We start from the raw sequence: 12,933 nt of genomic DNA on the forward strand, positions 1-12,933 counted from the left end.
TCCAGGCAACCGATCGGTGGCTGGCCATGTTGTTGAAAAGGACTAACCAGGACGCGAACCAGGTCGTAGAGTGGTTCGCTCGTGCGTGGCGTCGCCGCGCCGGGCACTGCCGGTACCGCTGGCGCGGGGGGCCGGGCGGCCCAGGTCAAGACATCGACCCGGGAGGTGCCGAGCCGCATGCCGTCCACCGATCTCGACAGTCAGCTCGCCGACGAGCGGACCCACCTGGCCACGTCCCGCACCGCGTTGCACGCGATGCGGCTGCGGGCCGAGCAGCTTTACGCCAGTGGCGCGTCGATCGCCGGGGACCCGTTCGCCGCCGAGACGCTCGGCATCGCCCTGGCCCGGCGGGTCGCCGAACTCGCCGACGACCCGAACACCCCGCTGTTCTTCGGCCGCCTGGACTTCGCCCCGGAGCGGCGTCCGGATGCCGGCTCCGGGGACCGGCCGGACCTCGCCCCGGAAGACGCGGCCACGACCGGCCGGTTCCACATCGGGCGCCGGCACGTCACCGACGCGTTCGGCGAACCTCTCGTACTCGACTGGCGGGCGCCGGTCAGCCGGGCGTTCTACCGGGCCAGTGCCCGCGAGCCGCAGGGCGTACGGGTCCGGCGCCGGTTCGGGTTCGCCGGTGGCGAGTTGACCAGCTTCGAGGACGAGCGGCTGGACCGGGGCGAGGAACTGGGTACCACGAGCCGCATCCTGATCGAGGAGATCGAGCGGCCGCGCGTCGGCCCGATGCGTGACATCGTCGCCACCATCCAGCCGGAGCAGGACGAACTCGTCCGGGCCGACCTCGACACGTCGATCTGCGTGCAGGGGGCGCCGGGCACCGGGAAGACCGCCGTGGGGCTGCACCGGGCGGCGTACCTGCTGTATCTGCACCGCGAACGGCTGCGCAAGTCCGGTGTGCTGATCGTGGGGCCGAACCAGGCGTTCCTCGGCTACATCGCCGCCGTCCTGCCGGCGCTCGGCGAGCTGGAGGTGAAGCAGTCGACGATCGACGACCTGATCGCCCGGGTGCCGGTACGCGGCACCGACCCGGTGGAGACCGAGGTGGTCAAGCACGATCCGCGGATGGCGACCGTGCTGCACCGGGCGCTGTGGGCGCGGCTGGCCCGCCCGGCCGGTCCGATCCAGATCTCCGACGGCGCCTACCGGTGGCGGATCGACGAGGGGGTGCTGCGCCGGCTCGTCGACGACGTACGGCGGGAGGAGTTGCCGTACACGCTGGGCCGGGAGCGGGTCCGGGCCCGTACGGTGGCGCTCCTGCAACGGCAGGCCGAGTCGCGCAGCGGTGAGTCGCCGCCGGAGTCCTGGCAGCGCCGGATGGGCAAGGCCCGGCCGGTGGTGGAGTTCCTCGACGCCTGCTGGCCGGCGGTGACCCCGGAGACGCTGGTCTTCGACCTGCTCACCGATCCACAGTTGCTCGCCGGGGCGGCCGACGGGGTGCTCACCGCCGAGGAGCGGGCCGCGCTGGTCTGGCCGAAGCCGCCGCGTACGGTCCGCGGCGCGAAGTGGAGCACGGCTGACCTGGTGCTCCTCGACGAGGCTGCCGGGCTGCTCGAACGCCAGTCGAGCGTCAGCCACATCGTGCTCGACGAGGCGCAGGACCTTTCCCCGATGCACTGCCGGGCCATCGCCCGGCGTACCTCGCACGGCTCGATCACCCTGCTCGGCGACCTGGCCCAGGGCACCGCGCCGTGGGCCGCCGCCGACTGGGCCGAGTCGCTGCGACACCTCGGCAAGCCCGCGGCCGCGGTCATTCCGCTGACGACCGGGTTCCGGGTGCCGGAGGCGGTGGTCGCGCTGGCCAACCGGCTGTTGCCGGCCCTGGAGGTCGACGTGCCGCCGGCGGTGTCGCTGCGCCGGGACGGCGAGTTGGCTGTACGCGCCGTGGCCGACCTGCCGGCTGCCGTCGTCGCCGAGGTGCGGGCCGCGACCGCGTACCCGGGTTCGGTGGGCCTGATCGCGGCCGACCGGCAGATCCCGGCGCTGCGGGCGGCGCTGGACGCGGCCGGGCTGAAGACCGCCGACCTGGACGACCCGGAAGACGGCGCGGTCACGGTGGTGCCCGCGACGCTGGCGAAGGGCCTGGAGTACGACCATGTCGTCGTCGCCGAACCGGCCGCGATCGTGGCCGCCGAGCCGCGCGGCCTGCACCGGCTCTACGTCTGCCTGACCCGGGCCGTCTCCCGGCTGAGTGTGCTGCACACCGAGCCGCTGCCGGCCGTGCTGACCGGCTAGGCCGAGCCCGACCCAGGACATGCGACCCCGAGGCCGCGTATCACGCAGCCGACGTACTACAAACTGTTTGTACTACAAGCGGCTTGTACTACAAACAGTTTGTAGTACGTTGGGTCGGTGCAGATCGTGGGTCGACGTGCCGAGTTGGCGGAGCTGGCGGCAGCTTGGGACCGTGCCAAAGCTGGTAAACCCCAGTTGGCGGTGGTCTGGGGGCGCCGCCGGGTCGGCAAGACCTACCTCCTGACCCATTTCGCGCAGGGCAAGCGCTCCGTCTATTTCACGGCGACCCGACAGGACGCCGACGAACGGCAACTTCGCCGGTTCGCCGAGGCCGTACGCGAGCAACTCGGCGGCGAGGTGGCGGATCTGGCACCGTCGACCTTCCCCAGTTGGGAAGCGGCGTTGCGATTCCTCGCGGGGTTGGCCCGTATCGAGCCGCTGTTGATCGTCCTCGACGAAGCGCCTCGGCTCACCGGAGGGCATGCCGACTTCGCCGACACCGTTTCCGCTGTCTGGGAGAATCACGTCCGGGACCAACGGTTGATGCTGGTGCTGTCGGGTTCAGCGGTGGCGCTGATGGAGCAGATGCTGGGCCCTCAGGGCGGCCTGCACCGTCGAGCTGGCGTCGAGCGTCGAATGGATCCCTTTCCCGTGCTCGACGCACGGGCATTCCAGCCGGACCTGTCCCCGGCAGATTTCCTCCAGGCATATGCCGCCTGTGGCGGCTATCCGCTGCATCTCATGCGATGGTCGGCGGAACGGTCCACCGAGGAGAATCTTCAGGAGATGGCTTTCACACCGGGTGGGCTTCTTCTCCGTGACGCGCCGGACATCCTCTCTGAGGATCTTGACTGGCGAGGTGGTTACGAACGGGTTCTCACGGCCATGGCTGGCGGTGCTCGGCGGCGGTCAAGGATCGCTGGCCGCGCGCAGCAGCGCATCGACTACACCCTGGACCGCTTGCGCCGTGCGGGATACGTCCAGGTGATCCGGGCGCTCGGCACCAGTGGCTCGACCGATCCACTCTATGAGATCGCCGATGACTACCTCGCCTACTGGTTCGCCGTACTGCGGGACGACGCCGATCTGATCGACGGCGGCCAGGGAGCCGCCGTTCGGCAACGTACGTGGGGGCGCTGGCAGACGCACGTCGCCCGGGTTTTCGAGTCGGCGGCGCGCGAACATGCTCAGCGTTTGGTGGCCAACGGAACACTGCCCGGCGATACCATCATCGGCCGGTGGTGGAAAGACGAAACCGTTGAAATCGACGTACTCGGACTCACCGGGGATCAGCCGGCTTTGGTCGGTGAATGCCGCTGGCAGACCAAACCGTTGACGCAGCGAGATCTTGCTGATCTCCGGCGGCGGGCGGCGCATCTGCCGTCGCCGGGGCAGGCAGGACTGATCTTCGCGTTCTGGGCGCGGGGCAGTGCGGACGAGAGTCTTGCCGCACATCCCGAAGTACGTACCTTCACTCCCGCCGACATCTTGGGGACCGGCTGAGGGCGGTGGCCCGACCGGACCGTTCGGTTCGTCGTGGCCTCGGTCGCGGCGTCCGGGGTGGGCGCGGGATCATTTCACGATGAGCGACGGTGACGACGAGCAGCGCCGGCTGACGATCAGTGATCCCAAGGTGATGCGGGCGCTGGCGCATCCGGCCCGCCTGGAGATCATGGAGCACCTGAGCAGCACCGGGTCGGACGTGACCGCCACCGAGGTCGCCGAGCTGGTCGGCCTGTCGCCGAGCGCCACCAGCTACCACCTGCGTGAGCTGGCGAAGTTCGGGCTGGTGGAGCACGCGCCGAGCCGGGGCGACGCCCGGGAACGGGTGTGGCGGGCGACGATGCGGGGTTGGTCGGTCGACGCGGGCCACGACGCGGAGGCGCAGGCGGCCGAGCAGACCCTGGTGAACGTCTTCATCGAGCGAGACCTCGGCCGGATGCGGGACTGGGTGCGGCGGTCGCACGACGAGCCGAAGGAGTGGTACGAGGCCGCGGTGATCGCCGGCCCGGTCCTGCTGCTTACCGCCGAGGAGTTGCGGGAGGTCAACGAGAAGGTGTTCGAGTTGCTGGCGCCGTACCGGCGGCGCGAGCGGCACGCCGATCCGCCGGCCGGCAGCCGGCGGGTGGTTGTCCACTACGTGACGATGCCGATGGACTGAACCTGCTTGCCCTCGACAGATGTGAAGGATTACTTTCGAAGTATGTCCTTCACGTCTGCGGGCGCGGCTGCCCCCGAACCGCCCTCGCGCTGGTCCGACGTCTACCTCGCGGCCGTGGCGCGGGGCGTCTCGACCTGCGGTGACTTCCTCGCCGCCACCGCGCTCGTGCTCGCCCTCCAGGGCTCCGGCGCGGGCGGGTTCGCCGTCGCCGCACTGCTGCTGGCCAAGACCATCCCGATGGCGGCGCTCGCCCCGGTCGCCGGCCGGATCGCCGACCGGGTCGACAGCCGTACGGTGCTCGTGGTCGCCGGCCTCGGTCAGGCGGTGACCTGCGCGGCACTGGCCTTCGTCAGCCATCCCGTCGCGGTGATCGCCCTGGTCACGCTGCTCTCCGTCGGGCTCGCCGTTACCCAGCCGACCCTCGCCGCGCTGGTGCCGGCGATGGTCCGCAAGGAGGACCTGGCCCGGGCCGGCGCGATCAGCCAGACGGCCGCCACCACCGGCATGATGGCGGGACCCGCCCTGGCCGGCGTGCTCGTCGGCCAGTTCGGTGCCACCGTTCCGCTGCTGATCGACGCGGTCAGCTACCTCGCCCTGGTGGCGGCCGGGCTGCTGCTGCATACCCGGCGGGGTGGTGCCGCGATGGCGACCGCCGGCGACGGTGACGGCGGGCGACCGGCGAAAGCCTGGTCGCTGTGGCGCGACCCGCTGCTGCGGGCGATGGTGGTCGCGATCGCCGCCGTGGTCGGCGCCGTCGGCGCGATCAACGTCGCGCACGTCTTCCTGGTACGGGAGACGCTCGGCGCCTCCGAGACCGTCTTCGGGATCATCGAGGCGGTGGAGATGGCCGGCATGCTCGTCGGCGCATGGCTGTTCGCCCGGCTGGCCCGGCGCACCGCCGACGACCGGTTCCTGGTGTGGGGAGTGCTGGTCCAACTCGGTGTGGTGTGCCTGCTGCTGCCGGTCGCCGCGGTGGTCGCCACGGCCCTGTGGCTGATCCCGCTCTGGGTGCTGGCGGGTCTGTTCAACGGCGGCATGAACGTCTTCAGCGGGGTCGCGATGGCCAACCGGGTACCGGCCGAAAGTCGGGGCCGGGCGTTCGCCACCTTCGGCGGCACCATCCAGGCGGCCGGGATGTTCGGGTTCTTCGCCGGCGGCGTACTGGTCGAGCAGGTGCCGATCCGGCCGCTGTTCGCCGCTGCCGGGCTGGCCGGGGTCGCGGTCGTCCTCGCGCTGGTGCCGTCGACCGTCCGGGCGACCCGGGCGGCGCGGCTCGACGCCGCCCCTACGGACCACCGGGTGGCGGCCGGGGAGGGGGCCGAGGCTGCGCCGTCCGCCACAACCGGGCCGGTCGCCCGGCCGGTGGCCACCGCGGCCGGATACGGTGGCAACCATGAGTGATCTTCGGAGGCCCAGGGTCGGGCACATCCAGTTCCTCAACTGCCTGCCGATCTACTGGGGGCTGATGCGGTCCGGCGCCCTGATCGACGTCGACCTGCACAAGGACACCCCGGAACGGCTCAGCGCCGCCCTGGTCGAAGGTGACCTCGACATCGGCCCGATCACCGTCGTCGAATACCTGCGCCACGCGCAGGACCTGGTGCTGCTGCCCGATCTCGCGGTCGGCAGCGACGGGCCGGTGCTGTCGGTCAACGTCGTCTCGACCCGCCCGCTCGCCGACCTCGACGGCGCGAAGGTCGCCCTCGGCTCCACCTCGCGGACCGGTGTGATGCTCGCCCGGATGCTGATCGGAGAGCGGTACGGCGCCCACCCCGAATACTTCACCTGCCCGCCGGACCTGACCCAGATGCTGCTGGAGGCCGACGCCGGTGTGCTGATCGGCGACGCGGCGCTGCGGGCCCTCTACGAGGCGCCCCGGCAGGGCCTCACCGTCACCGACCTCGGGCAGGAGTGGCGGGACTGGACCGGCCTGCCGATGGTCTTCGCCGTCTGGGCGGTCCGGCGCGACTTCGCCGCCGACCATCCCGGCCTGGTGAAGGAGGTGCACGAGGCGTTCCTGCGCTCGCGCGACCTGTGTCTCGCCGAACTCGACGAGGTCGCCGAGTCCGCCGCCCGCTGGGAGCCGTACGACGCCGCGACGCTGGCGTCGTACTTCCGGTCGCTGGACTTCTCGCTCGGCGACCGCCAGGTGGCCGGGCTGCGGGAGTTCGCCCGGCGGGCCGCCACCCTGGGGGCCGTGCCGGCACTGCCCGACGAGGGGCCGGTCTTCTTCACCAACTGAGCCGGTCGGCCGGCGCCGGGTCGCTGACCCGGCGCCGGGTCAGTCCGCCCGAAGTTGCTCGCCGACCTGCTTGCAGATCTTGGCGCCGTGGCTCTGGCCGAGCTGGATGGGATACGCGGTCAGCACCCCGGCCGTCCAGCCGTCGCCGATCGCCAGGCAGTTCACGTGGTATTCCTCTTCGGCCTGCCGGTCGACCCAGCCGTTCTTGATCGCGATGGTCTTGCGGATCTCGGTGGGGAACGCGGCCCGGATGCCGAAGTCGCCGGTGCCGCGTACCAGGCGCATCTCGTTGAGCAGCCACTTGGTCCACTTCGAGCCGGCGGCCCGGCCGTCGGTGATGCAGACACCCATGCGGGCGGTGTCCCGCGCCGACAGCTGGGTACGGCTCCACGCGCCGTCCTCGGCCGGTTCGCTGTCGGTCAGGCCGCAGATCTCGATCAACCGCTTGATCGAGGTGGCCCGCCCCAACTCGTCGTAGACGATCTGGGTCGCCTCGTTGTCGCTGTCGCGGATCATGGCCGTCAGTTGCGCCATCCGGCTTTCGCCCGGTGTCTCGCCCTTCTCGGCGGCCCGGCGCAGGTAGTCCGCCGCGACCCACGACTTGATCATCGAGGCGGTCGTGCTGGTCTCGGTCATGTTCTCCGAGCCGTACACGGCTCCGGTCCGTTGGTCGATCATCGACCACGACCACCAACCGGTCGTCTCGATCACGACGTCGGTGGGTCGTACGTCCAGTGGCGGCGGTTCGGGGCTGGCGGACGGGGTTGCGGGCGACGTGGGGACGGGGCTGCCGGGACCGTGCCAGCTCGGGGCGGCGTCGGCGCGCAGCGGCGAGTCGGGCAGGAGCAGCAGGCCGGTCGCCAGCACCCCGAGGAGCGCGGCCGCGACACCGACGGCCCGCCACGGGGACTTCGGCCGGCGCGGGCGGGTCGGGCCGCCGGGTGCGGTGGTGGCTTCGGGCGATGTGGAAGATGCCGGCACCGGTCAGCCCTCGACGAGTGGTTGTGGGATCTTGAGCGCCGCGCCCGGAGCCGGGACCACGAGCTGGCTGGTGACGTTGCGGCAGACGTTCGCCCCGTAGTCGAGGCCGTGCCCGCCGGGATAGCGCATGAGCACGGCGAGCACCCATTCGTCGGCGGTGGCGAGGCAGTTGAGGTGCCACAGCCCGTCGGCGTGGATCAGCGTCCAGCCGTTCTTCATGCCGACCGAGCCGGTTTCGACGATCTCGTCGGGCAGGCCGTCGATGATCCCCCAGCGCCCGCCGCCCCGGGTGGGGAGCTGATCCTGCCTGGCGGTCGTGCCGCGCACCTGGGCCATCTCGTCGAGCACCCACTGGGTCCACCGCGGGCCGGCGGCGGTGCCGTCCGCGACACACTCGCCGAGGCGTACGGCGTCCCGGGCCGAGATCTCGGTGTAGCTCCACCAGACGATGGTGGCGTCGGGTGGGACCACCGGCCGGGTTTCGGTCAACCCGCACATTTGGATCATGCGCCGGAGGGAGGTCGCACCGCCGGCCAGGCGGTAGAGCATGTTCGTGGCCGGGTCGTCGCTGTCCCGGATCGCGGTGCTGGCGGCGTCAAGCAGAACCGTGTCCGGTTCGGTCCCGCTCTCGGTCGCGAGCCGGAGTACGTCGGCGGCGAACCAGATCTTGATCATCGATTCGGCCGAGTTGGTCGCCGTTACGTTGTCCGACCCGGTGATGTTGCCGGTCGTCCGGTCGAGCAGGGCCCACGAGAGGAAGCCGTCGATTTCCACGTCGACGGGCGCGGCGGCCAGGGTCAGTGGGGTGGGCGTCGGAGGCGCGGCCGTCGGGGTCGCGCCGGCGTCGGTTGCCGCGCCAGGCGAGCTGCCCAGCCGGGCGGAGGCGGTGGGCACCAGTAGTACGCCGCCGAGTACCAGCGCGGCGGCGGTGAGATACAGAACCACGCGAGGGCGCATGAGGGGTTGGCTCCAGGGGTCGGGGCCGTTGCTGCGGTACGGCTGTGCTGCTGGCCGTGATCGCCGCCGGTGTTGCCGGATTGGCAGTGGGCCCTGCCGGGGGTGGTAGGGCCGGCACCTGCGGTCGAGGCCGGAGGGGTGGGACCTGGTGAGCCTACGTCGGCTACCTGTGCAGGGCCGAGGCCGAGTTTCTTAAGCCTTGATGAAGAGCGCCGGTATTAAGCCCTTATGGTGCAAGAGATCCAGAAAATTGGTCCCGATGTGATCCGCTTCATTCCTCCACAGTGGATCGCGGCGTCACGGGTGGTCCACGATCCGCTACCGAGGGTGGTCGGGGTCTCGGTCGTGTGACACCGCGTTGCCCGAAGTCGTTGCAGCTGTAACACTTGCTGGGTGTACGGCAACGACTTTCCCGGCCCCGACCAGGGGCCGACAGCGGGACTGCTCGGCGAGGTCGAGGCGGCCGAGGTGGCACTACGGGATGCCGCCCGGCGGGACCTCCACGCGGGCCGGGGCGACGCTCCGGACCCGGCGGGCGCCGACGAGGCGACCATGCACGACTACTTCACCTCGGTGATCGCGGCCGACCAGAAGATCGAGCCGCGGGACTGGATGCCCGACTCCTACCGGAAGACGCTGATCAGGCAGATCGCCCAGCACGCCCACTCCGAGATCATCGGGATGCAGCCGGAGGGCAACTGGATCAGCCGTGCCCCCTCCCTCAAGCGCAAGGCGATCCTGCTGGCCAAGGTCCAGGACGAGGCCGGGCACGGGCTCTACCTCTACGCGGCCGCGGAGACGCTCGGGATCAACCGGGACGAACTGGTCGAGATGCTGATCGAGGGCCGGCAGAAGTACAGCTCGATCTTCAACTACCCGACCCTGTCGTGGGCGGACGTGGGGGCGATCGGCTGGCTCGTCGACGGCGCGGCCATCGTCAACCAGGTGCCGCTGTGCCGCTGCTCGTACGGGCCGTACGCCCGCGCCATGATCCGCATCTGCAAGGAAGAGTCGTTCCACCAGCGGCAGGGCTTCGAGATCCTGCACGTACTCGCGCACGGCACGCCCGCCCAGAAGGCGATGGCGCAGGACGCCATCGACCGCTGGTGGTATCCCTCGCTGGCGATGTTCGGCCCGCCGGACACCGACTCGCCACACACCGCCCAGTCCATGGCCTGGAAGATCAAGCGGTTCTCCAACGACGAGCTGCGCCAGCGGTTCGTCGACATGTGCGTGCAGCAGGCCGGCGTACTCGGCCTTACCCTGCCCGATCCCGACCTGCGCTGGAACGCCGAACGGCAGGCGCACGACTACACCCAGCCCGACTACGCCGAGCTGATGCGGGTGATCAAGGGGGACGGGCCGTGCAACCGGGACCGGATCGCCCACCGGCGCCGGGCGCACGCCGACGGGGCCTGGGTCCGCGACGCGGCGGCGGCCTACGCCGCCAAACAGGCCGAACGCCAACGGGTACGGGAGATGGCCGCATGACCGAGCGGAGCGAGGGAATCGGTTGGCTCGGTCGCAGTCGTGCGGTCGCCGAGCGGAGCGAGGTGGACGCATGACCGAGCGGAGCGAGGGAACCGGTTGGCCGTTGTGGGAGGTCTTCGTGCGCGCCCGGCGCGGGCTGTCGCACACCCACGTCGGCAGCCTGCACGCGCCCGACGCGTCGATGGCCCTGCGTAACGCCCGTGATCTCTACACCCGGCGGCAGGAGGGGGTGTCGATCTGGGTGGTGCCGGCGAGCACCATCACCGCGTCCAGCCCCGACGAGAAGGACGCCTTCTTCGACCCGGCCGCCGACAAGGTCTACCGCCATCCCACCTTCTACGACGTACCCGACGGGGTGGACCACCTGTGAAGCCCTCCGTCGACCACGTGCTGGCCATCGCCGACGACGCGCTGATCGCGGCGCAGCGGCTCGGTGAGTGGTACGCCGCCGCCCCGGAGATGGAAGAGGACGTGGCGCTGGCCAACATCGCCCTCGACCAGCTCGGTGGCGCCCGGCTGCTGCTGACGTACGCCGGGGAACTGGAGGGGGCGGGCCGCGACGAGGACGCGCTCGCCTTCCTGCGCGACGACCGGGAGTTCCGCAACTGCCTGCTGGTCGAGCTACCGGACGCCGACTTCGCGGTCACGATCGTCAAGCTGTTGTTCCTGTCGGCCTGGCAACTGCCGCTGTACGCCGCACTCGCCGAGGGCGACGACGAGCGGCTCGCCGCGATCGGCGCCAAGGCACGCAAGGAGTCGGCCTACCACCTCGACCACAGTTCACAGTGGACGGTACGGCTGGGGGACGGCACCGAGGAGTCGCACCGCCGGGTCCAGGCGGCCGTCGACGAGCTGTGGCCGTACACGCACGAGCTGTTCGCCGCCGATCCGGCCGCCCCGGTCGATCCGGCCGATCTGCGGGGCGCCTGGCTGTCCACGATCGAGGGTGTGCTGACCGAGGCGACGTTGCGCCGTCCGGCCGACGGCTGGGGACCGGCCGGTGGGCGGACCGGTGTGCACACCGAGCACCTGTCCTACCTGCTGGCCGAGATGCAGGTGCTGCACCGCGCCCATCCGGGGGCGAGCTGGTGACCGCCCTACCCGCCACCACCGGCCGCACCGCCGCCGGCACCCCTGACGCGGGCGCCGGCCCGGACGTCCGGGCCGCCGTCGCCGCGGTCGTCGACCCGGAGATCCGGGTGGTCACCATCGCCGAACTCGGCATCCTGCGTGATGTCAGCACCGACCCGGCGACCGGGCGGGTCACGGTGACCATCACCCCGACGTACACCGGCTGCCCGGCCATGGACGTGATCCGCGCCGACATCCGCCGGGCGATGGCCGCCGCCGGCCACCCGGACGGTGAGGTGCGGACCGTCTTCGCGCCGCCGTGGAGCACCGACTGGATCACCGCCGGGGGACGGGCCAAGCTCGCCGCCGCCGGCATCGCCCCACCCGGCCCGGCCCGGCCGGCGGGGCCGGTCGCGGTGCCGCTGGCCGTACGGTGCCCGCACTGCGGTGCGCCCGACACCGAGCAGATCAGCCGGTTCGGCTCCACCGCCTGCAAGGCGCTCTGGCGGTGCCGGTCCTGCCGAGAACCCTTCGACCAGGTGAAGGCGCTGTGAGCGAGGTGACGGCGTGAGCGAGCGGAGCGAGCGAACCGGTTGGCTCAGTTGTGGACACGTCGGCGCCGAGCGGAGCGAGGTGACGGCGTGAGCGTGACGATCTCGCGGCCGGCGCGGCGCCGGCCGACCTTCCATCCGCTGCCCGTCGGGGCCGTCGACCGGCTCACCGACGAGGCGGTGGCGATCACCTTCGAGGTGCCGCCGGAGCTGCGCCCGCTCTTCGCCTTCCGGGCCGGCCAGCACCTGACCGTACGCCGGGTCGAGGACGGTGCCGACGTGCGGCGGTCGTACTCGATCTGCTCTACGCCCGCCGACCTGGCCGACCACGGCCGGCTGCGGATCGGGGTCAAGGAGATCCCGGGGGGTGCGTTCTCCAGCTTTGCCAGCCGCGCGCTGCGGGCCGGTGACACCATCGACGTGATGCCGCCGCTCGGGCATTTCACCACCGACTTCGATCCGGGCCGGGCCCGGCACTACGGCGCGGTTGCCGCCGGTTCCGGCATCACCCCGGTCCTGTCCCTGGTCGCGACCGCCCTGGCGGTCGAGCCCGGCAGCCGGTTCACCCTGGTGTACGGCAACCGGCACGCCCGGACCGTGATGTTCGCCGAGGAACTGGCCGACCTGAAGGACCGGTATCCGGCCCGGCTGCACCTGGTGCACGTGCTGTCCCGTGAGCCCGGTGAGTCGCCGCTGCTGTCCGGTCGGATCGACGACGACCGGCTGAACCGGCTGCTCGACTCGGTCGTGCCGGTCGAGCGGATCGACGAGTGGTTCCTGTGCGGACCGTACGGTCTGGTCACCGGGGCCACGACGGTGCTGGCCGGGCGGGGGGTGCCGGCGCGGTCGGTGCACTCGGAGTTGTTCCACGTCGACGAGGTGCCGGCGCCACCGGCCCGGCCGGCCGGCACCGAGGGGGGCACCGAGGTGACGATCGTGCTCGACGGGCGGGCGTCGAGCCTGCGGATGGGGGCCGACGAACGGGTCCTCGACGCCGCGCTGCGGGTCCGGGGCGAGCTGCCGTACGCCTGCAAGGGCGGGGTCTGCTCGACCTGCCGGGCGAAGGTCGTCGAGGGCGAGGTGTCGATGGCGCGCAACTACGCGCTGGAGCCCGACGAGGTTGCCGCCGGTTACGTTCTCACCTGCCAGTCGAGTCCTATGACCGACCGCCTCGTCGTCGACTACGACGCCTGACCGGCCGGCCGTCCGGTGGTCGGGCGGCCCGGGCCGGG

Annotated in this window: 12 protein-coding genes; 10 read left to right on the forward strand and 2 right to left on the reverse strand. The window is 71.4% G+C overall.

The genetic code is table 11. From position 1 onward, the window contains the following. Positions 1-177: 177 nt before the first annotated feature. The 5 genes from AB0I42_RS25140 (at position 178) to AB0I42_RS25160 (ending at position 6,650) form a co-directional block, all read left to right on the forward strand. Complete coding sequence (locus AB0I42_RS25140; protein ID WP_357540647.1) at positions 178-2,247, forward strand: AAA family ATPase; 2,070 nt, start codon at positions 178-180, stop codon at positions 2,245-2,247. Positions 2,248-2,364: 117 nt separating this feature from the next. After that, complete coding sequence (locus tag AB0I42_RS25145; RefSeq protein WP_357540649.1) at positions 2,365-3,750, forward strand: DUF234 domain-containing protein; 1,386 nt, start codon at positions 2,365-2,367, stop codon at positions 3,748-3,750. Between the two features lie 79 nt (positions 3,751-3,829). Further along, positions 3,830-4,408, forward strand: coding sequence for a helix-turn-helix domain-containing protein (locus tag AB0I42_RS25150; RefSeq protein WP_357540651.1), 579 nt, complete (start codon positions 3,830-3,832; stop codon positions 4,406-4,408). 42 nt (positions 4,409-4,450) lie between these two features. Beyond that, complete coding sequence (locus tag AB0I42_RS25155) at positions 4,451-5,809, forward strand: MFS transporter (protein WP_357540653.1); 1,359 nt, start codon at positions 4,451-4,453, stop codon at positions 5,807-5,809. Next, positions 5,802-6,650 (forward strand): menaquinone biosynthesis protein, encoded by an 849-nt coding sequence (locus AB0I42_RS25160; protein WP_357540655.1) that lies wholly within the window; start codon positions 5,802-5,804, stop codon positions 6,648-6,650. The genes AB0I42_RS25155 and AB0I42_RS25160 overlap by 8 nt, the downstream gene beginning before the upstream one ends. 39 nt (positions 6,651-6,689) lie before the next feature. Here AB0I42_RS25160 and AB0I42_RS25165 read toward each other — a convergent pair whose 3' ends face one another. Further along, the gene (locus tag AB0I42_RS25165) at positions 6,690-7,517 is read right to left on the reverse strand and encodes a serine hydrolase (RefSeq protein ID WP_357540715.1); all 828 of its coding nucleotides are present in this window, start codon (positions 7,515-7,517) and stop codon (positions 6,690-6,692) included. Positions 7,518-7,634: 117 nt separating this feature from the next. Next, the gene (locus AB0I42_RS25170; protein ID WP_357540657.1) at positions 7,635-8,588 is read right to left on the reverse strand and encodes a serine hydrolase; all 954 of its coding nucleotides are present in this window, start codon (positions 8,586-8,588) and stop codon (positions 7,635-7,637) included. Between the two features lie 393 nt (positions 8,589-8,981). Between AB0I42_RS25170 and paaA the strand changes: the two genes are divergently transcribed. The 5 genes from paaA (at position 8,982) to paaE (ending at position 12,895) form a co-directional block, all read left to right on the forward strand. Further along, positions 8,982-10,079 carry a 1,2-phenylacetyl-CoA epoxidase subunit PaaA gene (paaA, locus tag AB0I42_RS25175; protein ID WP_357540659.1) on the forward strand — a complete coding sequence of 366 codons (1,098 nt, stop codon included), beginning with the start codon at positions 8,982-8,984 and terminating at the stop codon, positions 10,077-10,079. A 70-nt stretch (positions 10,080-10,149) separates the two neighbouring features. After that, positions 10,150-10,449 (forward strand): 1,2-phenylacetyl-CoA epoxidase subunit PaaB, encoded by a 300-nt coding sequence (gene paaB, locus AB0I42_RS25180; protein ID WP_357540661.1) that lies wholly within the window; start codon positions 10,150-10,152, stop codon positions 10,447-10,449. Next, a complete protein-coding gene (gene paaC, locus AB0I42_RS25185; protein ID WP_357540663.1) occupies positions 10,446-11,171 on the forward strand; it encodes a 1,2-phenylacetyl-CoA epoxidase subunit PaaC in 726 nt (241 codons plus the stop codon). The genes paaB and paaC overlap by 4 nt, the downstream gene beginning before the upstream one ends. Further along, positions 11,168-11,704, forward strand: coding sequence for a 1,2-phenylacetyl-CoA epoxidase subunit PaaD (paaD, locus tag AB0I42_RS25190; RefSeq protein ID WP_357540665.1), 537 nt, complete (start codon positions 11,168-11,170; stop codon positions 11,702-11,704). The genes paaC and paaD overlap by 4 nt, the downstream gene beginning before the upstream one ends. Before the next feature lie 87 nt (positions 11,705-11,791). Beyond that, a complete protein-coding gene (paaE, locus tag AB0I42_RS25195) occupies positions 11,792-12,895 on the forward strand; it encodes a 1,2-phenylacetyl-CoA epoxidase subunit PaaE (RefSeq protein ID WP_357540667.1) in 1,104 nt (367 codons plus the stop codon). Positions 12,896-12,933 lie beyond the last annotated feature (38 nt).

The sequence above is a fragment of the Polymorphospora sp. NPDC050346 genome, assembly GCF_040655695.1.
In the GTDB taxonomy this organism is placed as follows: domain Bacteria; phylum Actinomycetota; class Actinomycetes; order Mycobacteriales; family Micromonosporaceae; genus Polymorphospora; species Polymorphospora lycopeni.

Excerpts from the sequence above, each read along its gene's own strand:
- AB0I42_RS25140 (WP_357540647.1), top strand. The coding sequence starts at position 178 with ATGCCGTCCACCGATCTCGACAGTCAGCTCGCCGACGAGCGGACCCAC.
- AB0I42_RS25150 (WP_357540651.1), top strand. The coding sequence starts at position 3,830 with ATGAGCGACGGTGACGACGAGCAGCGCCGGCTGACGATCAGTGATCCC.
- AB0I42_RS25155 (WP_357540653.1), top strand. The coding sequence starts at position 4,451 with ATGTCCTTCACGTCTGCGGGCGCGGCTGCCCCCGAACCGCCCTCGCGC.
- AB0I42_RS25160 (WP_357540655.1), top strand. The coding sequence starts at position 5,802 with ATGAGTGATCTTCGGAGGCCCAGGGTCGGGCACATCCAGTTCCTCAAC.
- AB0I42_RS25170 (WP_357540657.1), bottom strand. The coding sequence starts at position 8,588 with ATGCGCCCTCGCGTGGTTCTGTATCTCACCGCCGCCGCGCTGGTACTC.
- paaB (WP_357540661.1), top strand. The coding sequence starts at position 10,150 with ATGACCGAGCGGAGCGAGGGAACCGGTTGGCCGTTGTGGGAGGTCTTC.